Origin of the sequence: Paenibacillus sp. GM2FR, assembly GCF_002803325.1 — a bacterium.
In the GTDB taxonomy this organism is placed as follows: domain Bacteria; phylum Bacillota; class Bacilli; order Paenibacillales; family Paenibacillaceae; genus Paenibacillus_AQ; species Paenibacillus_AQ lautus.
Genome location: NZ_MKZM01000008.1, coordinates 3,771,954 through 3,792,558 on the forward strand (window position 1 = coordinate 3,771,954; position 20,605 = coordinate 3,792,558).

General features: G+C 51.7%; 18 protein-coding genes. 5 read left to right on the forward strand and 13 right to left on the reverse strand.

Annotation, left to right across the window (positions count from 1 at the left end; all coding sequences use genetic code 11):
• Positions 1-2: 2 nt before the first annotated feature.
• The 3 genes from PAEVO_RS17090 to PAEVO_RS17100 form a co-directional block, all read right to left on the reverse strand.
• Positions 3-836, reverse strand: coding sequence for a carbohydrate ABC transporter permease (locus PAEVO_RS17090; protein WP_098748258.1), 834 nt, complete (start codon positions 834-836; stop codon positions 3-5).
• A 16-nt stretch (positions 837-852) separates the two neighbouring features.
• Positions 853-1,743, reverse strand: coding sequence for a carbohydrate ABC transporter permease (locus tag PAEVO_RS17095; protein ID WP_100538620.1), 891 nt, complete (start codon positions 1,741-1,743; stop codon positions 853-855).
• Between the two features lie 98 nt (positions 1,744-1,841).
• Positions 1,842-3,242, reverse strand: a complete 1,401-nt coding sequence (locus PAEVO_RS17100; protein WP_100538621.1) for an ABC transporter substrate-binding protein — start codon at positions 3,240-3,242, stop codon at positions 1,842-1,844.
• 402 nt (positions 3,243-3,644) lie between these two features.
• On the opposite strand from PAEVO_RS17100, the gene PAEVO_RS17105 reads away from it, so the two are divergent.
• The 3 genes from PAEVO_RS17105 (at position 3,645) to PAEVO_RS17115 (ending at position 6,070) form a co-directional block, all read left to right on the forward strand.
• Complete coding sequence (locus PAEVO_RS17105; RefSeq protein WP_100538622.1) at positions 3,645-4,130, forward strand: anthrone oxygenase family protein; 486 nt, start codon at positions 3,645-3,647, stop codon at positions 4,128-4,130.
• A 282-nt stretch (positions 4,131-4,412) separates the two neighbouring features.
• Entirely contained in the window at positions 4,413-5,099 is a 687-nt protein-coding gene (locus PAEVO_RS17110; RefSeq protein WP_100538623.1) for a G1 family glutamic endopeptidase, read from the forward strand.
• An 83-nt stretch (positions 5,100-5,182) separates the two neighbouring features.
• On the forward strand, positions 5,183-6,070 hold the full coding sequence (locus PAEVO_RS17115) for a DUF2268 domain-containing putative Zn-dependent protease (protein ID WP_165789680.1): 888 nt from the start codon (positions 5,183-5,185) through the stop codon (positions 6,068-6,070).
• A 74-nt stretch (positions 6,071-6,144) separates the two neighbouring features.
• Here PAEVO_RS17115 and PAEVO_RS17120 read toward each other — a convergent pair whose 3' ends face one another.
• Positions 6,145-7,371 (reverse strand): amidohydrolase, encoded by a 1,227-nt coding sequence (locus PAEVO_RS17120; RefSeq protein ID WP_100538625.1) that lies wholly within the window; start codon positions 7,369-7,371, stop codon positions 6,145-6,147.
• A gap of 52 nt (positions 7,372-7,423) precedes the next feature.
• A complete protein-coding gene (locus PAEVO_RS17125; RefSeq protein WP_100539492.1) occupies positions 7,424-8,014 on the reverse strand; it encodes an ankyrin repeat domain-containing protein in 591 nt (196 codons plus the stop codon).
• A gap of 206 nt (positions 8,015-8,220) precedes the next feature.
• Between PAEVO_RS17125 and PAEVO_RS17130 the strand changes: the two genes are divergently transcribed.
• On the forward strand, positions 8,221-9,090 hold the full coding sequence (locus tag PAEVO_RS17130) for a LysR family transcriptional regulator (RefSeq protein ID WP_100538626.1): 870 nt from the start codon (positions 8,221-8,223) through the stop codon (positions 9,088-9,090).
• A gap of 83 nt (positions 9,091-9,173) precedes the next feature.
• On the opposite strand, the gene PAEVO_RS17135 is transcribed toward PAEVO_RS17130, so the two are convergent.
• From PAEVO_RS17135 to PAEVO_RS17170, 8 genes are all read right to left on the reverse strand, one after another.
• Positions 9,174-11,024, reverse strand: coding sequence for an ABC transporter ATP-binding protein (locus PAEVO_RS17135; protein ID WP_100538627.1), 1,851 nt, complete (start codon positions 11,022-11,024; stop codon positions 9,174-9,176).
• Positions 11,008-12,783, reverse strand: coding sequence for an ABC transporter ATP-binding protein (locus PAEVO_RS17140; RefSeq protein ID WP_100538628.1), 1,776 nt, complete (start codon positions 12,781-12,783; stop codon positions 11,008-11,010). The genes PAEVO_RS17135 and PAEVO_RS17140 overlap by 17 nt, the downstream gene beginning before the upstream one ends.
• Positions 12,784-13,133: 350 nt before the next feature.
• Positions 13,134-15,191, reverse strand: a complete 2,058-nt coding sequence (locus tag PAEVO_RS17145) for a HelD family protein (protein WP_100538629.1) — start codon at positions 15,189-15,191, stop codon at positions 13,134-13,136.
• 202 nt (positions 15,192-15,393) lie between these two features.
• Positions 15,394-16,227 carry an ABC transporter permease gene (locus PAEVO_RS17150; RefSeq protein ID WP_100538630.1) on the reverse strand — a complete coding sequence of 278 codons (834 nt, stop codon included), beginning with the start codon at positions 16,225-16,227 and terminating at the stop codon, positions 15,394-15,396.
• The gene (locus tag PAEVO_RS17155) at positions 16,224-17,180 is read right to left on the reverse strand and encodes an ATP-binding cassette domain-containing protein (protein ID WP_100538631.1); all 957 of its coding nucleotides are present in this window, start codon (positions 17,178-17,180) and stop codon (positions 16,224-16,226) included. Before PAEVO_RS17155 ends, PAEVO_RS17150 begins: the two co-directional genes overlap by 4 nt.
• 60 nt (positions 17,181-17,240) lie before the next feature.
• Complete coding sequence (locus PAEVO_RS17160; protein ID WP_100538632.1) at positions 17,241-18,059, reverse strand: NAD(P)H-binding protein; 819 nt, start codon at positions 18,057-18,059, stop codon at positions 17,241-17,243.
• A gap of 35 nt (positions 18,060-18,094) precedes the next feature.
• Complete coding sequence (locus PAEVO_RS17165) at positions 18,095-19,006, reverse strand: helix-turn-helix transcriptional regulator (protein WP_100538633.1); 912 nt, start codon at positions 19,004-19,006, stop codon at positions 18,095-18,097.
• Positions 19,007-19,274: 268 nt separating this feature from the next.
• Entirely contained in the window at positions 19,275-20,033 is a 759-nt protein-coding gene (locus PAEVO_RS17170; protein ID WP_100538634.1) for an MBL fold metallo-hydrolase, read from the reverse strand.
• Positions 20,034-20,157: 124 nt separating this feature from the next.
• On the opposite strand from PAEVO_RS17170, the gene PAEVO_RS17175 reads away from it, so the two are divergent.
• The gene (locus PAEVO_RS17175) at positions 20,158-20,589 is read left to right on the forward strand and encodes an Lrp/AsnC family transcriptional regulator (protein WP_100539493.1); all 432 of its coding nucleotides are present in this window, start codon (positions 20,158-20,160) and stop codon (positions 20,587-20,589) included.
• The last annotated feature ends 16 nt before the right edge of the window (positions 20,590-20,605 follow it).

Sequence of the window (20,605 nt, forward strand, 5' to 3'; positions counted from 1 at the left end):
TCCTATCCCTTCGTTCCGCCCTGCAGCCCGAAGCCCTTGGACATGAATTGCTGGGAGAGAATGTACATGATGATCGCCGGGATGGCGTACAGCACCGAGAAGGCGGCCAGGCTGCCGTAATCGACCATGCCATACTGCCCGAAGAACTGATAGAGCTTCAGGGAAGCCGGGAATTTCTCAGGCGACTGCAGCAGGATATACGGGACGAAGAAATTGCCCCAACTGCCCGAGAAGGTAAATATCGCCACCGTACAAATACCCGGAACCATCAGCGGTGCCACGACCTTGCGCATTCCCGTAAACACCGAAGCCCCGTCCACCCAGGCGGCTTCCTCCAGATCGCTCGGCACGGAATCCATGAAATTCTTCATCATCCATATCCCGTATGGCATGGACGACGCTACATAGAACAAAATGACGCCCAAAATATTGTCATACAGCTTCAGCCCCAGGAACAGCTGGTAAACAGGCACCATCACAGCCGTAATCGGGAGCGATGTCATAAATAGAATGGTCAGCATAAAGGGTTTCTTATATTTCATCTGATAACGGGATAGCGGATAAGCTGCAAGCAGCGCCAGAAGAACAACCAATACGGCTTGGCCAAGCGACATCACCAGACCAATCAGGTAAGCACGCTGGTTCTCGCTGCTGGTCATCACCTCGACATAGTTTGCGCCGGTAACCTTGCTGGGCATCTTCAGCGATTGCATCGCATTCGGATCGACGGAAGCCACGAGCACCCAGAGCAGCGGCAGCACAAAGCATATGCCGATCCCCGTAAGGATCGCGTACGGCAGAATACGATAGATTAATTTACGTTGTTTGGCATTCATATGATCTCACCTCTGGTTACTCTTTCATCGACCTGATATACAGCAGGCTTAAGACAATCCCGATCAACAGCAGCAGCAGCGAAATGGCGGTTCCATAGCCTAATTGATAGTTTACAAACGCCTGATTGTACATAAAGATCGGCAGGGTTGTCGTGGAGTTGCCCGGACCGCCTCCGGTCATCGCATAGATGAGCCCGAACACCCCGAGCGTCTGTAAAGTAACCAGCATCATGTTCGTTGTAATGGTGCTTTTGATGTAAGGGAGGATGATGCGCGTGAAGATTTTCCACTTGGAGGCTCCATCCACCACCGCCGCTTCCTCGATTTCGTTAGGCACGTCATCCAGCGCTGCTTGAAATACCAGCATCGAGAAAGCCGTGCCGTGCCAAATATTCGCAAGAATGATCGTCAGCATCGGGACGGTAAACAGCCAGGTCACTTCCGAAAATCCAAAAAAAGTGATAATTGCATTGAGCGTGCCCTCATCCCCGAAAAAGCTGTACAGGCAAAGGGCGCATACAATCTCGGGCGTCACCCAGCCCGCCAGCACAATCGTTCCAATCACCCGCCGAAACGTCTTGTTCCGCTGCTTCATCAGCAGCGCGATTAGAAATCCCAGCACCTGCTGCCCGATCACCGCCGAGCCGATGAGGAAAACCAGCGTGTTCCAGATACTGATTCGAACCGTGGGGTCCTGGAACATCCGGGTATAGTTGTCAAGGCCGATAAACTTGAGCTCCCTCGCCGCTTCGCCGGTTAACGCCAGATTGGTGAAGGAATAGAAGAACGTTAACAGGATGGGATATATAAAAAACACGAGCATAATCGCGATTGAAGGCAGCAAAAAAAAGAGCCAGGTATACGTTTTTCTTCGTTTCGGGTAAACGTCCACGGACAGACTGCTCATGTGTGGTTCTCCTTCCATACGGATGATCTGAAAAACCGCTTGCCCAAGCCTCCGCGATGAATGGAGTGCTTGAGCAAGCTGGTTTTGCTTATAGCCGATTATTTCTCCACGATATGATCCGCTCCGACAATGCGGGTGACGTCCTGCGCATATTTATTCATGGCATCCGCAGGCGACGTTCCCGTTGCCACGGACTCCACCATCGTCTGGATTTGAGTCGACACTTCCGGATACTTCTCCTGCGCCGGTCTGAACTCTGCGTTCTGCAGGTATTCGGTCGCGATTTCGTTGAACGGCATTTTCGTATATTCCGGATCCTTGGCAACATCGGCACGTACCGTGATATTCCCCGAGGACATGACAAGCTTCTGAGTATTTTCCTTGTTTAGCGCATACTTGATAAATTCCCAAGCCTCGTCTTTATTCTTGGAGTTGCTTGGAATCGACAGCGCCCACCCTCCGGCCAATGTAATCGAACCAGGGTCCTGCCCTTGGCTGGTCGGCATCGGTGCGAAACCAAGCACATCTTTGTATTCAGGCCATGGCGCCGCACCTGATTCCATATAGTTGCCCGTAATCCAGGAGCCATCAAGTGAAATGGCCAGCTTGCCCTGCGGCAGGTATTCGCGGGAAGCCGTGTTACCTGCCTGGCCATTCAATACTTTGGAGAGCGGCGGTCCGAGCTTCTCTTTATTCACCGTCTCCACAAAAGTCAGCGCATCCAGAATGCCCTGGCTTTTCGTAATCCATTTGCCGCTGGCATCGTCATACAGTCTTTCGCCTGTTCCATAAAGCAGCATTTCGTAGGTTTGCATGGAGGTTGCTTCGCCTGTAGCCTTGCCCATGTTCATCCAGATCGGCACAACGTTAGGCACCTTCTCCTTGATCGTTCGCGCAGCGCTTAAGACCTCTTCCCAATTCTTAGGCTGCCAATCCTCCGGAAGACCCGCTTGTTTGAAAATGTCCTTGTTGTACCAGAGTCCCCTGGAATCCGTATTGTACGGAACGCCATATACCTTGCCATCGCTGGCGGTGACCCCCTTCTTCATCGCTTCGATAAAGGAACCGTTGCCCCAGTCCTCCCACGCAGCCAATCTATCGTCAAGAGGCTCCAGATAACCTGCACTTGCATCAGAGTTAAGGATAAAGGTATCCTCTGTCACAATATCCGGCGCCGTATCTTTAGACTTGAGCGCCAAGGCCACCTTGGCAAAATAATCGCCTTCCGATGCCTGAATCGGTGTCGGCTTAATCTCTACACTTTTATCGGGGTAACTGGCCGATACTTCCTTAAGCCATTTATAGAACGCTCCGTTCTCGCCGATTCCGTCATCCCGAAACGTAACGGTAATGATTTTCTTAGCCGTTTCTCCATCCTTTCCCGGCTCCGGATCACCTGTATCGGCCGGCGTTCCCTTCCCCCCGGTACAACCGAATAACAAAGAAACGCTTAATAAAGCCGTCGTTACTAGCCAAAATCCCCTCTTACCTGACTTCATACGGATCCCTCCTTTTGGCTGCAGCATATTTGATATATTATCCAAAATTTGTATACGCTTACGAGAGCGTATATATAACTCTATTTTGAAAATAGTGTGGATATTCTGAACTTTTTTTCGTTGAAAGGAGGCCACTCGATATGAAAGCAACGTGCAGCAGCCATTCCTTCGGCATTTTCTCTTCATATTCTTTATTTTCATAACGGGCGACATAACAAACTAATTACCAGAAATAGAAAATATTAATATGTATTTCTGAGTCTATAGATTGATTATGAAGTCTCTGCATGTTTAGGTCTTTACTTTTGCTGGAAACCCCATTATATTTGTATGTACAAACAATTAAATGAACTTACTGGAACCATACCCGTAATAACCTATGACATTGGAGGTATACCATCCATGAGTGACCGCTTGATTTTTTTGTTGGCTTTATTCTCGGTAACTGGATCAGGACTCATAGCCGGGCTGTTCTTCGCTTTCTCGTCTTTTATAATGACAGCGCTGGCCCGGATTCCGAACGAACAGGGGATCAACGCCATGCAGTCCATTAATGCAACCATACTCAACCCGACGTTCGGTGCACTGTTTACAGGTACTGCCCTAACGAGTATCGTCCTTGCAGTCCTATCCCTTATGCGCTGGGGGGAACCGGGCTCGTTATACTTGCTTACCGCCAGCCTGCTCTATTTAGCAGGATTCCTCGTAACGATGGCGTTCAACGTCCCGCTAAATGACGCACTGGCCGCCGTTGACCCGGGAAGCAGTGCTGGTGGCGAGGTGTGGAACAACTACCTGAAACGCTGGTTGCCCTGGAATCATGTACGAACCATCACTTCTTTAGGGGCGATGATCCTGTTTGTTTTTGCGCTAAGGCATCTTAACTAGCATGCGATAATGAGGTGTCGATGACCCCATAAGCCTTAAATGCCTGTCCATCGTTCCACATGTTATGAAATGCCGATTCTAAACTTGCGCCCGTCGCTTGATCCTCGATGATAACCGAGACATCGCCGTTCTCTCCCATGGACATTGAGTTTGCTGCAGGGAGGGCTTTACGAAGGAACAACGTTCCTCAAAGCCGTGCAATAACTTTCTAACAGATCACCCATACCAACTCTACCGATTCTTCATTAGATATACTATCAATCTAGTAAAGGCGGTGGAGATATGGGGATTCTCACGATAGATCAGTGGAATCATACATGCCAACTTGACACTTCAGCCAAGCCGCGTCGTAACATCGGATGGATATCAAGCAATTGGAGCGGGTACAGCATCACTGAAAAAAAAGGGGCTTTCAAACGGATCTCCGCCAAATGGAATGTGCCGTTTGTTCGTCCAAGCCGCGGGGCGTCCTACTCCTCGGCTTGGATCGGCATTGACGGATTCGGCAACAGCAATCTGATACAGACCGGAACGGGTCATGAATTCATAGACGGCAAGGCTCATTATTATGCTTGGTGGGAGATTCTCCCCGCCTCGGTTACGATCATTCCGCTGCCCATTCAGCCGGGCGACCGTATGCTTGCCAGCATCATCAAGCGCAGCGGCTCGAACTGGTTGATCTGTCTTCGAAACGTATCCCGGAACTGGACCTTTCGCACATTGCAGCGGTACAATGGTCCACAGACCTCGGCGGAATGGATCGTCGAAGCGCCGCAGGTCAATGGGGCTCTTGCGACCATGGCACGATTATCCCCCGTCGCCTTCTCCTGCTGCCGCGTCAATGGGAAAAGCCCCAAACTCACGGCGGATGATGGGGGCATTATGCTTCAGAATCTAAGCGTCACCTCCATTCCTTCTAATCCGAACAAGGCAGGAGACGGTTTCATTGTCAAAAGCGTTCGTCAATAAGGGGCTTGACCTTCACGCAGCGTAAAGGATTATCCTCATGATAATACGGAGCAGCCATGCTCCGGTTAGAGGAGGAAATCAACATGCAATTGATCGCTATCGATACACTAACCCATCAACAACAAGCTTTGAAATCTGCGCCTGAGCTGCGGAGCTCCGCATATGAGCAGCTTGTGAATCAGCCGCTTCAGCCGTTTATGGACACGATACGTAAGCGTATGCCTCAAGGGCAGGACGATTACGATATGACGCAGCTGCTGGGATTATACCGCTTGGCCGCTCATCCTGAAGAGGCGCTCCAGGCTTTGTCCCGACTTGAACAAGCCGGCTCCTGGAGCCGGTGCAAGGAAGCCGTGATGAAGGCTTATACTGCATTGAAACCGCAAGCTCACGGCATTGAGCTGGGGGAATTGCTCTTCACCCTGGCGCTCGGTGATCATGAGCGGTTCGGCCCGCATCCCGGATATACAGGCTCAGGGGGAACGCCGGGGCAAATCATGGTTGTTGTGTGGCCGAACGATTATAATCTGCCAAGGCTCGCAGCCATTACGGCACATGAATTCCATCATAACGTCCGGCTCTCTTACGAGCCATGGAGCGCAGAGACAACGGTCGCTCAATACCTTGTGCTGGAAGGACTCGCCGAAGCTTTTGCCGCCGAGATGTACGGGGAGGATCACTTGGGACCCTGGGTTCATTCCCTGGACGAGGACCAGCACAGCGAGCTCCTGCCGCGCTACCGGAAAGCGCTGCACATAACCGGGTTCAATGAGATACGAGGTTACATGTTCGGGGATCTGGAAGGGGACTTTTACGGGTTCACGAAGATGGGCATTCCGCCTTATGCGGGTTACGCCATCGGCTATCGGATCGTAACCGAATATTTGAGGCAGAGCGGTAAATCCGTGGTGGAGGCTACTTATGTTCCCTGGAAGGAAATCATAGCGGAGTCTCCCTACTTCAGGGAATAACAACTCCGTAGCCCATTAACCAACAACAGCCGCTGCACACCGGAAAAGCCCGGCATGCAGCGGCTGTTTCTATATCATGCTTCGTAAACCGGTTTTCCCTTGAACAGCACGGCCCGGCGGCGTGACCTCCTGGCAACGGCTTCTGCGGAGCAGCTGGCTTCTACGATCACCGCGTCCGCCGCATCTCCGACATTAGGCCAGGCATAACGGCCGTCCTGTTCTAACGGCGTCACGCCTCCCGTAATAAACCCGAGAGCCTGTCCGAGCGAACGCTCATCGTACATATGGAAGCGTTCGGCCAGCGTGCCCGCCTTGTCCAGATTATCCCCTTTGCCAAACGGGGACCAATGGTCCATAATGCTGTCTTGCCCAAGCGAAATGTCTACGCCGCAGCGGTGCAGCTGCGGAATCGGGATGGTTCGGCCAAGCGGTACGGAAGAGGTGACGGAAATGCCCAGATCCGCCAACCGAATCGCCACTTCATCCACTTCGCTTGGTGAGACGTCCGCGAAAGCCAGCGCATGGCTGAGCGTGACTCTCCCGTTCCAACCCGCTTCCTCCGTAAGGTCAGCTACATACTTAAAGGTATTCAGCCCTACATGCGACGACTCATGCAGGTGCAGGTCAATGCCGGCGTTGGCTTCAACCGCCAGCTCCATCACGGTGTTCAGTGATTTCTCCATGTTCTCATCCACCGTTGTGGGATCCAGACCACCAACAAGCGCTGCTCCGTTCCGGAGCGCTTCCCTGACCAGGGAGACGGACTGGCTTCGAAGCAAGCCGTGCTGAGGAAATGCTACAATCTCAACAAAAGCTTTTTCCCTGTATCCTTCAACCGCCTGCAAGGTGGCCTCTAAATTTCTCAAGCCAACAACAGGATCCACATTGCAATGGGAGCGGATATGGGTAGACCCGTAGCGCAGCAGCAGATCCAGCAGCCCCTCCGCTCTTTCCTTGGCGGTAGGAAGAAGCTTCGGAAGCAGTCTCTCTTCCTCCTCGATTCGGCTGAATATTCCGTGAGCCGGACGGCTCGGTGCCTTCCAAGGGCCTCCATAATAGGTTTTGTCCAGGTGGATATGCATATCCCTAAATGATGGGAGCATTAGATCCCCCAACATGTCCCGAGTCGGCAATAACGTATCAGGCAAAGCATCCGCCGGGCGGATCTCTGAGAAAGCCCCATTCTCTATTTTCATATGAAAAAGTCCCGTTTCGGTTCCGATCACGACGTCATCTTCGCAGCGATAACCTGTTTCCAGACGGACATTCAGCAGCCAATATGCAGTGCTCTGTTCGTTCATAGCGTTCATCCCCTTCTCGCTTATACTGCCTTCTATTTGACTTGCTCTTTGTTTATAGCGTCGCATCCAATAGGATGCGTTCGATCTCTTGGTATCCCCGCTCCCTGGCATGCTGCAGGGGAGTTACGCCATTCCCGTCGGAAATCCGAGGGTCCGCTCCATGATCCAGCAGCAGCTTCACGATACGCTGATAATTCTCGCTGCCGTCACCCAGAATAACAGCCTCCAGCAGTGCGGTCCAGTTCAGATTATTGATATGGTTCACATCGACGTCGGTCCGGGTCAGCAGCTCCTGAACAATCTTCACATGTCCGCGGTCAGAGGCCGGAATGAGAGCCGTCCCGCCATAACGGTTGGTCAACGTCACATCCGCATCAGCATCGATCGCCAACTGCAAAATTTCCATCATTCCCTCAGCACCGGCGTACAAAAATACATTGTTCAGTTGATGATCCCGAATATTGATATCGGCGCCTGCCTGGATCAAAGCCTCTACCGTTCCGACATGATTATGGTAGGTTGCAGCCATCACGGCCGTTCTTCCTCGCTCATCCGTCGCATTGATGTCTGCGCCGGATTGAAGAAGCTGTCGTACTTGCTCCGTATTGCCTTGCTCGGCATATTCAATGAGTTCACGATTCATATTCTGCACCTCTTCTTTCTCCGGATTGGGTTGACAGGCCGACAGGAAAAGGATCAATAGAATGGCTGATAAACGCGGCACTCGATGCTCCCTCCTCTTTCTATCGTGTATATTGGTATGCTAACATGAGACAGAACCATATGAAAAATACTTAAAAAATTGAATTCACTAAGGTTTTTCATATACAAGGAGGGTTGCATCAACCTATGGACATCAGACAGCTCCGCTATTTTATTGCCATCGTGGAGGAAGGTACGATCTCGCTTGCCGCCAACCGGCTTCATATATCCCAGCCGCCTCTCAGCCAACAGCTGAAAGCAATGGAGGAAGAGCTCGGGTCCGTCTTGGTATATCGTAGAGGGAAGCGGCTTGAAATCACCGAATCGGGTAAAGCGCTGTATAAATATGCGCTCCAGATGACCCAGCTCATGGAAGAGGCCAAAGCCGAGGTGAAAGAGGTCGGGAACGGCGATAAGGGTACGCTGAGTCTTGGCATCAATACATTATCTTCGTTAGAACTGCCGTCATGGCTGCATGAGTTCAAAGCAAGATACCCCCAGGTTTCGTATAAAATTCAGCAGAACGAGTCGTATCAGCTCTGTGAGCTCGTGAGAAACCGGTCGCTTGAAGTAGCGATCGTTCGCCTGCCGCTTGAATTGGATGATTTCTCGATCCTTCATCTGCAGACGGAGCCTTTTTATATGCTCACTTCTGAGCCATCCATCGAACAGGAGATAACCCTCCCGCATATTGCGCAGTATCCGCTCATTCTGCCAAGTACGGAAGGGTTAGGCGTGTATTATACGATCCAGATGGCTTTCTCGGAACAGAAACTGCAGCCGAACATCGTAGCCGAATGCTCCGACATTTCGCTGCTGCTGCGTTTGGTCGCTTCGGGTTTTGGCGTGGCGATTGTTCCCGAAACGCTGGTCAAGCAGCACGTGCCTGCATCTGTTCATGCCTTCAAAATCAAGGACACCCCGGCAGCGGCTTCCACAGCCTTGATCTGGCTGAGGGATCATCACGTCTCCAGAACGGCTCTGAACTTCATTGACTTGTTGTCAAGCGCCTTATAAATACGGCTTCCCTAATCGCACGCTCATAAAAAAAGAGGACAGCGCTAATGAAAGCTCCGTCCTCTGGCAAGAATCTGATGCGGTTATTTTGTACGATTCAATGAACGGGCAGTCTCATGCTCCTGCTTCTGTCCTTGGGAGTGAAGATACAGCTCTTCATAATACCCATGGGAGTCCAGCAGCTCCTGATGCGTGCCTTGCTCCACGATCCGACCTTTGCTCATGACCAGAATCCGGTCTGCCCCCATGATGGTAGATAGGCGATGGGCAATAACAAGGGTCGTTCGCCCTTCGGCCACGAGCTGCAGCGCGTTCTGGATCAGCTGCTCCGTATGCGAATCCAGGTTGGCGGTCGCTTCATCAAGAATGAGAATCTTGGGCTGGAAGACGATGATCCGAGCGAAGGAGATCAGCTGCCGCTCGCCGGCGGACAGGCCGCTCCCCCGCTCCGACAACCGGGTGTCATAGCCTTCCTTCATCCTCATGATGATCGAATCCGCACCGATAAAGCGGCAAGCCTCGATCACCCGTTCCCTCGAGATGGTCTCATCGAACAACCGTACATTGTCCAGCACCGTCCCGGAGTAGAGATACGGCTCCTGCTGAACAAGGCCTACCATCCGGTGCAGATCGGACTGTGCGAGCTCTCTGATGTCGATTCCATCAATCCGAATGCTTCCTTCGTTCACGTCATAGAAACGGCACAGGAGACTGATGAGCGAGCTTTTTCCCGCTCCGGTGGTTCCGACGATTCCGATCATCTCTCCGGGGTTGATATGGAGATCCAGGTCCTGAATAACCGGCGCTCCGCCTTCGTAACCGAACGTGATCCGGTCAAAGTCAACGCGTCCCTCGACGCTTGCTTTCTCAATGGCCGCCGGCTTGCGTTGATCGGTAACCTCAGGCTGAATCGCCAAGAGACCCCATATCCGGTTAATCGCCACCGTCGCCGATTGCAGCGTATTCCACTGCTGGGTGATCGTGTTAATCGGCTGGAAGAATAAACGGATATACGTTATGAAGGCGTACAGCACGCCGAACTCCAGCGTTGTCCCCAGGACGGCTTGTCCGCCGAGCCACGTCACGAACGCAATGGCCAAGTTGTTCAATATTTCGTAGGAGCGGTTAAACAGCACATTCGTCCGGATCTCCCGAATATTGGCCTTGAAGTAAGAGCCGTTCCGTTCCTCGAACTGCTTCTCCTGCTCCTTCTGCTGATGGAAAACTTGAATCAGATTCATCCCCGAGAGATTCTCGGCCACAAAGGCCACCAGCCGGGATAACCGCGTTCTGGCCATCTGGTAGGTGTGGCGCATATAACGCCGGAACGCAATGGCGATCCCTGCAATGATCGGCAGCAGGATCAAGCAGTATAAGGTCAGCGTGACATCGAGCTGGAACATCAGGATCAGAATGAAGATCAAGGTGAAGCCGTCGCGGAACAGGCTGAGCAGCACCTGGTTAAAAAATTGATTAATCGCTTCGGTATCACTGGATACATGCGTAATCAAGCTACCGCTCGGCACTTTATCGAAATAAGACATCGACAGCTTGGATATATGGGCAAACAGCCGTTTGCGAATGCTCGCTACAATGCTCTGCCCCGCCTTTTGCAGCAAATTATTTTGCAAATAGGTGAACACCATACTGAGCAGCGATAACAAAAAATAAATGCCGCAAATGACCATCAGGCTCCGAAAATCGTTCTTGCCGACCATCAGATTATCATCGATTGCGATTTTCATCAGGTACGGCTGCAGCAGCTCTGCCGATATGGCAATCAAGGTGCAGCCGATAAACCCGGCAAAGATCAGCCGATATTCCTTCATGTAACCCGATAAAGCACGGAATGTGGATATATACTTGGGCTTGGACTGAGGGGCATTCAGATCCGCCTTCTGGTCCAGCTGCCAATTGTTAATGGCCTGTGCCATGATGCTTCATCCCCTCTTCCTGAATGTCATGCAGCGTTCGGTACAGTCCGTCCTTCGACAGCAATTCCTCATGCGTACCCCGCTGAACAATCTCTCCCTGATCCAGGACGATGATCTCATCGGCATGTTTCAGTGCACTGATCCGGTGCGCAATAATGATCGTAGTCTTCCCATCGCGGATATCCCGGATCGTCTCCATGATTTCCGTCTCCGTCACCGCGTCGACCGCGCTTACGCTATCATCCAGAATGAGGATCGGTGCATCCTTGATCATGCCCCGTGCAAGGCTTGTCCGCTGCCGCTGTCCTCCGGAAAGCGTAATGCCTCGCTCCCCAAGGCGGGTTTCGAACTTGTCCGGAAACTCTGCGATGTTGTCATACACCCGAGCTTTTCGTGCCGCTTCCTCAACGATTGCCGGCTCTGTGTCCCGTTTATAGAAGGCAATATTCTCGCGGATGGTCGAGCTGAACAGGAAGCCATCCTGGGGAACATAGGCGATCCCTTCACGCAGGCTTTTTAATGTAAGCTTCCGAATATCCTCCCCCCCGATCAGCACTTTCCCCGGAGGCGGGTCATAGGTACGCAGCAGCAGCTTCATAAGCGTAGTCTTGCCGCTTCCCGTTCGGCCAATGATGCCTAGCGTCGATCCTGGCGGAACATCCAATTGAATACCGCGCAGAACCTGTCTGGCCCCCTCCTCTTGACCATCCACATCGTCGTAGGAAAAGGATAAATCACGCACTTCAATGCCCGGGATCTCCTGATTCAGCTCCTTGGCGCCGGGCAGTTCCTTAATATCGGCCTGCTTGCCAAGCAGGTCGTTCAATCGGTCAAGCGAAGCCCTCGCGCGCTGAACGACATTAATAACATTGCCGATCTGCTGCAGGGGATTCATCAGCATGCGAATGTAAAGCGTCAATGCGACAAAGTTTCCGACCGTAATGCGTCCCAGAATCGTCAGGTAACCGCCGAATAAGAGGGCGATAATGAGTGAGGTGGCGCCCAGAAACGGAATGATCGATTGAAAGAGCGATGATACGCGTACCAGCCGCAGCTGCTTGTCCCGGATGCGGTCCACCGTCGTCCCAAAGCGCCGCTTCATCGTATCTTCCACCGCGAACTTCTTGGTGACGCGGATCCCGCCAAACTGCTCCTCCGCGGATTCCGTCATCAAGCCCAGCGCTTCCTGCACCTGCAGCGATCTTCTTCTGATAATCGGTCCGAGCCAAACAACAATAACCGGAATCAGCAGCAAAGGGGCGATGCTCGCAGCCACCAGATACAGCGGTACGTTCGTGATCAGCAGCATGACGATCGTGGAAACCAGCAGGATGGAGGAGTTTGCCGTCTGATTGATCCCCATCGAGATGGCTTCCCTTACCGTAGTCACGTCATTCATGAAATAACTTAGCAGCTTGCCAACGCCATGCTTGGAATAAAATCGCTCACTGAGCCCCGTAAAGTGGACAAACAATCGGCGCCGGTTCATAAATTCGAAATACCGCCCCGTGTACATAACCAGAAACTGGCCGATCCCGCCGATGACGGCAAAGCCGACGCCGATGCCCAGCAGCGTCCAGCTGTAACGCACGATGCCATCGACAGACAATAAACCATCCTTCAGTTCATCCGTAAAATGGCCCAGCACCCTTGGGAAATTCACGTGAATGATGTTGGCTACCAAATGGCAGCAAATCGACAATACATAAAACGGCCACGTCTTCCTGAAAAAATCTCCAAGTATTCGATGAGAGTCCAATGTCCCATATCACTTCCTGTCCCGTTGTTGGATTGATTAGCCCGTTACGTTCCTCCTTCCATACGTTTGCTGTGCTACTCTCATATTAATAGGTTCGAGAAATAAATCAGTCCTCCTTCCTAAACGCCATATGATTTATTCAAATTCAGACATAACCAAAACGTTTATCGAAGTAATGCCTAAGAAGCGGCGCTAAGGTTAAGTTCTCCTGCGATGATCGAATGGGCTCAGCTTCGCTGAAATCTTATGCATGGTCTTAAGAAAAAAAGCCGCAAGCATCGGTTGCGACTTCCTTAAAAGGTGTTTCTATGGATGACATGGATGACGCTATCCTGATTTTCGGCTCACGCTCACACGGCCAACCAAGCTGCCGGCTCACCCGAATAGGTCAGCGAAAGTTTATGCATGGCCCGGGTACAAGCAATGTAGAGTAAGCTTCGGTCCATCTCGGAACGATAGTTTTCGCCGTCCGCAAAAGGAACGATAACCTGATCGAATTCCAGGCCCTTGGCCATATGGGCGAAGGTGATCGTAATCCCATCCTGAAAGCGGTCGCTGCTAAAATCGAGCAGATTCACGCTGCCCCCAAGCTCACTGATGGACTCGTACACCTGCCGGGCCTGCGAGGACGTTTTGCATAGGATCCCCATCGTCTGCAGCCCGGAATCTAAAAAGTGACGGCTAAGCTCTTGAATGAACGCCAGCTCCTCCCGGGCGTCACGACACCGGATCACCTGCGGTTCTTCTCCATGCCGCTCCACGGGAATCATGGTGCTGCCCGGACGGATTCGCTTCGCAAGTCCCATAATCTCCAGCGTGGAGCGATAGCTTTTTAACAGTTCAATCGTATCGGCATGTGGAAACACGCCCTTGATATCATGCAGTGAAGTGGACGTATATACGTTGACCGACTGGTTGCTGTCCCCAAGAATCGTTTTTTTGCACGAAAACCATTTGGAGAGCACGGCATATTGAATCGGTGTATAATCCTGCATTTCATCGACGAGCAGATGCTTCACCATATCGTATGATGTGCTTCCCTCCAAATACATTTTGAGATACAGCAGCGGAAAAACGTCAGCATACTCGATCGTTTTCCTTCCGATCATGACGAACATGTCCGGTTTGTTCCTATGCGAGAAGAATTCCTTGTACATGCTGAGCGCATTTTGAAATTTGAACATTTTTTTGATCGCGGTTTTGACTTTATTGGCTTCTGCGGTTGTCAGCCTCTCTCCATCCTCCGTACGAACCCGGCTTGACAGGATGGAGGCCGTCTTCTCCAATCGCTGCCTGAGCGGCATGGTCATGGTGCCAAGGTAACCCTCCATGATCTCCGAAGCCGAAATGCATACGCCCTTCAGCTGAATATCCGCAGGCAGGAAGAACTGCTCATCGGCATATTTCATATAAGCCTCCAGCTCGTGCACGAAGTGCATCCCGGCCTTATACCGGATCCGTTCAATAGCCTGCTCGTCATGGGCGTGCACGATTTCGTCCACCTGTTCGGAGAAGGTCTGGAACTGACATAATCCTCCCAGCTCTTTGGCAGCAAGCTCCTCCATCGTAACCTCCATGATTTTCTCTTCGCCAAGCTCTGGCAGAACGTTGGATATATAATCAGAGAATACTTTATGGGGGGATATAATGAGCACGTTGCTGGAATTCAAAGTCTCCTTATGGCGGTACAACAGAAAAGCTACCCTGTGCAGAGCCACTGAGGTTTTGCCTGAACCTGCCGCCCCCTGTATGATCAGCTCATTTGCGGTTTCGTTTCGTATGATGGCATTTTGCTCCTGCTGGATGGTAGCCACAATATTCTTCATCTTCTCGTCCGACGTGCTGCTGAGCTCCTTCTGCAGCACGTCGTCATTGATGTTCATGGAGCTCTCAATCATATATTCCATTTGACCGTCTTTGATTTTGTACTGCCTTTTGACGGTAATTTCGCCTTGCATCCTGCCCATGGGGGCTTCATACGACGCAGGACCGACATTGTAATCATAAAACAAGCCTGCTACCGGCGAGCGCCAATCATAGATGAAATGCTCCTGACTCCCTCCGTCCGTGAAAGAATGGATGCCAATATAGTAAGCATCTTCTTCCATCGTTTCATTCGTTCGGAAATCCACCCTGCCAAAATACGGCGAGGCGAGCAGTTTGCGAATCCTTTGCAGCCTCGATACCGTCTTCTCTCCCGTATCAATCGACAAGGAAATATCAACCCGGTTGGCCGCCCGTTCCGCCGCATCCAATTGGGCCATGTTCACCCACAGGTATTTCTTCGCTTCAATGATCTCCTTATACGAGTCGGACACCTTCCCCTCTAATTCCTCCGATGCTCGATGAAGCTCCTTGAATACAAACTCAAGATATGCCCGCTCCGCGCTTTCGCTTCGATTCAGCATTCCGATTTCCCCCTCTTTGCTAAAGAATAGCTTTAAGTATAGGGGTTTCCCGAAAAAAATATAGACTTATACTTTCCGTTGTAGTATTGTGTATTTATCGTGGGTCCAAAAATAGTGATACGATTTACATCAACCGCAAATGACATACCATAGATAAAAAACCAGGCTGCATGCTCATGCAAACCTGGTTTTTTTGTGTCTCTTACCGCTCGTTTTTTGTCTGATACAGATACAGCGTGAGCGGGGCGAAAATAGCGATAATCACCACGCAGACCCCGATTCCGAACATGCTCACGGCCATGGTAGCCGTGCCGTTCATCAGTCCCCTGACCGTGGCTGCCGCCATGCTGATCGGATTCAGATCGATAAGAATGCCCGTCCATTTCGGCATCGTCGACGAATCCACCAGAATGTTGCTGGCAAACAGCAGCGGATATATCGCGATCATGCTGGACCCCGACACCGTCTCCGGCCGCTTGGCCACAACGCCGATCAGCGCAAATATCCAGCTGACGCTGAATGCAAAAAACAAAATGAAAGCAATGGCGCATACCATTTGGATGGCGTTGCCCTCGGGGCGGAAGCCCAGCGCAAGCCCCGTACCCAGGGCAACGATAACGCCGACCGTAAAACGCAAACCATCCGTAAGGATGGAGCCGATGACGGAAGCGGGCTGCCAAAAGGGCAGCGTTCGGAAACGATTGTACACCCCTTTGGTAATATCCGAGCATATCGTGGTTCCGCTGTACACCGTCATGGGAACGACCGTCAGGATGAGGATGCCGGGCAATAGGAATTGAATATAAGCTCCGGTTGACCCGGCCATGGCACCGCCGAACAAGTAACTAAATATGAGCAGCAGCAGAACCGGTGACAGAACCGCATCCATCACCAGACCAAACCCGTTATGCTTCGTATGCTGCCAAGTTCTCCACATAAAGATTCGGATCGCCGTCAGGGCATTGGGATGATCGATATCGGCTTGACGAACAGGCAGCACGCCGTTCTTATTCGCTGTATGTTGGCTTACACTCATGGCTTGCCTCTGCCTCCCTTCGACTTCGCATGGGTCAGTGACAGAAAGACCTCATCCAGACTCGGTTCACTTAAGGCGAAATATTCAATGGCGAATCCGTTATTCATCAGCGTACGCAGAGCCTCAGTGGCGGCACTTGCGTCCTCCACCGGGATTTTAAGTACCAACGGATGATCATCCTCCAATACGTTCAGCGCGTGTGCCTCGTTTAACAAAGTACCGACCCTGCGCTGATCGGCCGGTTCGATGAATTGGATGGTTAACGTTCTGTTGCCAACGGAAGCCTTTAATTGGCGGGGCGTCCCTTCCGCAATCAAACTCCCCTTATCCATCACGGCAATCCGGTCCGCTAACTGGTCAGCTTCCTCCAGATATTGCGTCGTCAGCAGCACAGTGGTTCCCCGCTTCAAAAGAGACCCTACAACCTCCCACACTTGATTGCGGCTTTGCGGATCGAGGCCTGTTGTCGGCTCATCCAGAAAAATAACATCGGGCTCGGTAACGATACTGGCGGCAATATCCAGCCGCCGCCGCATCCCGCCAGAGTAATGCTGCACCGCGCGCTCCTTCGCTTCGCTGAGTCCAAAGGATTCGATCAGCTCCTCGCTTACGGATCGAGCCGTTTTCGCCGAATAACCGTAAAGCCTTGATATCAGCATTAAATTCTGAAGACCGGAGAGCCCTTCATCCAGTGCTGCAAACTGGCCTGTCAGGCTAATCCTTCTCCGAACGTTCCGGGCATTGCCCACAATATCAAAACCGGCCACGCTTGCGAAACCCCCGTCCGGCTTAACCAGGGTGGATAGCATGTGGATGGTCGTTGTTTTTCCGGCGCCGTTCGGGCCTAACAAGGCAAACAACTCTCCTTGTTCGACTCGCAGATCGATTCCTCGAACGACCTCCATGCCGTTGTAAGATTTGCGAAGCTCCTTCGTTTCAATGGCGTAAGGCAAGTTTCACAGCTCCTCCTCTTCCTATAAAAATAGCCTTTAGAATGTCATGCTGGCTTACTCTTAAAAATCGTCCAGATGATCACGGACCCAATCAGCAAGCGTGGCTGCTGGCCGCCCCGTGACTTCCTCCACCGTCGGCAATACGGTATAACCGATCTCGGGCGGATTTTTTCCCATTTGCACAAAAAACTCAATCGATTCCTCGTCATAGCCTTGCGCTCTCCATTGATCTCTCGCCTGTTCCTCGGTCAGTTCGACAAAACGGATGTCCTTGCCTGTTACCTCGCTTATGATCCGAACCGCTTCCGTTCGCGAGAGGGCTTCCGGTCCCGTAAGGAAATATTCTTGGCCATGGTGACCCACCTCAAGAAGTGCGGCGACGGCAACCCGCGCAATATCGGCTTCATGGATTCTCGCACTCAGCGCATGGCCGAACGGCTCGCGGACTACCCCCTCCGTGCGGATCGACTCCTGCCAATCCACCAGAATATTCGCCATAAATTCCCCTGGCTTAAGCAAGGTCCATTCCATTTGGCTCTCTCGAAGGGCAGCTTCGACAGGACCTTCTTCATAGCCTACCAATACCGTTACCCGCTTTATGCCTGCCTCCTCGGCAAGCTCAATAATTCGCGGATCCGTCTGCAGGGACCCGTACGCCTCATCACTGGAGATGATCAAATGCATGGCCGTTACGCCTTGCAGGGCGGGAATCAGGCTTTCCGGGTCATTGAGATTTCCGGCAACCGCCTGAACGCCCTCCGGTACTTTCGCTTGCTGCGGATTGCGTGAGATTGCTCTCACTTCGCTGCCTTGCTGCACAAGCTGCTGCACGATGTGTTTTCCTACGGTTCCTGTTGCTCCTGTTATCAAAATGGTCATTTTGAACTTCCTCCCTGATATCGTTGGGTTACGATTCATATTTTTGGATTGTTCATCATTACATAACGTTTACGGATTTCCTCCATCTCCTGCAGCAGATCTTCTTTCAGCTCCGGCGGGGAGATGATCTCCACCTTTGAACCGTAGCTTAAGATCACCGAGATGGCATAAGCTTTGGTGTAAAAAATAGTTTGGACATCAAGAAGCCCCTCGCCGGAGATGAAGGCCTCCGGAAATTGCTCGGTCACCCGCGGTCCGGCGGATGAATCGAAGCGGAGATGAGCCTGTATCCCCTGCACCGCCTCCCGATCCTCCCGCTCTAGGTTACCTCTTGGGAGGAACGTGTCGGTGGATACTTCAAGACTGGATATGCGCGATACTCTGAAAATTCGTTTCGCCTGCTTTAACAAGCAGTAAGCCTCCAAATACCACACGCCTTGTTCCCAGTACAGCTGCAGCGGCTCCACTTGCCGCTCCGAGCAGCTGCCGGATGTACTTGTATACTGAAGTGTTATCAGGTTCGAGCATTCCATGGCATTCAGAATGGGCTGAACCCATGCCCGCTCATGCTTCGACGTGCTCATATCGAATAGGATTTGTTCATGACATCCTCCGTTCAACAGGGCAGGCTGCAAGGTTCCGAGCTTATTCATAATGCTGGTGTATCTCCCCTTCACAGTCCCTTCGATGCCCTTTAAAAGATTGTAGATGGCCAAAAAGTCATCAACGGAGAAGTGCTGCCTTGTCAGATAGAACCCGTTCATTAATTCAAACCCGCCATCCGCACCGGGATAGGAAGCAACCGGAATGCCGGCCTGATTAATGAGGTCCACATCGCGGTAGATCGTACGAACCGAGACCTCATACCGGGCGGCAAGCGCCGTGGCCGTCACTCTTTTTTTGGTCAACATTTCCATTGTAATGCCTAGCAGCCGGTCGAGCTTCATCGTTAACACTCCTCGCGCTTCGTACTTTTTGACTTCTGAATCGAATATTAAAACATAAATCCTGACATCTAGTATGTCAGGATTAAATATCGTTCCTGTTGGAATAGGGATTATTTTTGATGAAAAGCAGTAGATGAGGTGGGACAACAAAAAAGCTCCGCATCACGGAGCTTCCTGCATAGATTATATCATGTTCAGACAGTCCTACTACTACAGAAACCAGCGGCTGACAGCAGCCTTTCCCGCTGCTGTGCTTAGCTGTTGCGTATTACACTTTCCATTCGACCCATTCACCATCCTGCGGAATTTCAATTTGATCGCGCAGACCTTCCGCTGCCAGACGACCGGACAGCTCCTCTCTTGTCACAAGGCAGTGGTTGATGGCTTCCATATGGACCGCAACCGCCTTCGTGTAGGGAGCATGACGCAGCAGTTCGATCACATCGTCCTCATCCATGATAATCGGGTCTCCTGTGAGAAACCGGGCACCGCCGGCGTTGACAACCGTCATATCAGGCTTGTGGACATCCAAAACTTCTTTCACTTCATCACACCAGATGGTATCTCCTGCTATATACAGGGTCGGCTGTCCTTCTGCTTTCAAAATAAAACCGGATACCTGTCCCATCATCTGACCGATCTCACCCGTGCCATGATGACCACCGGTTCGGATTATCGTAACCCCCTCATATTCCAGGGTTTCCTGGACTGCCGTCACGGACGTAAAGCCTTGCGAAACCAAAGTATCCTCGTCCCCCGGTTGACACAGGATCGGCTTCGTCTTTGGCAGTGCATCAATCGCAGCTTGATCCCAGTGATCCTGGTGCAGATGCGTAACCAGCACCACATCCGGATGGACCTTGTCAGTCACGGAGAACGGCAGCGGTACAAGCGGATTCCGTCTGTCATTCGCGGAGTTGATGACCGGCGGGTTCGCCTTGGCTTCGCTAAACATCGGATCGACCAGCAGTTCAAGATGGGCGTACTGTATTCTTAACGTAGCATTACGTATCAGTTGAAGTTTCACTTTCATTTCCCCTTTGTTTCATTTAATATGGTTCTGAACCCATTATAGAGAACGCTGAACTTCCCGCCTACAGCTTCGTGAAAGGTATTAGGGGGACTCACTTTCATCGTGAAAGGATATGACCATGCCAAGCGCTCATGAACTCGACGAAGTCGATCTTCGCATATTACATCACCTGCTGGAGGATGCGAGCCTGTCCCACAAAGCCATCGGAGAGCGGGTGCATTTGACGGGACAAGCTGTCGGGGCCCGTGTTCGTAAGCTGCAGGATCTGGGTGTCATCGAAGGCTTTACGCTTCGTTGGAACCCGGACAAAATCGGTCTGGCCGTACATGCTTTTATCACCATGTTCTTGGCGTTAAATACGGCTCATTCTCCCTTCTTATCCTTTGTTCAGTCCCACGACATGGTCGCCGAAACCCACCGCGTCAGCGGTGAGGGCTGTTATTGGCTCAGGGTACGGGCGGGCTCGCCCAAGGAATTGAATGATTTTCTGGAAGAGCTTCTGAAGTATGGGAATTATAAAGTCAGCCTGTCCATTGATCAGGTGAAATAAAAAAGAAGAAGCCGCG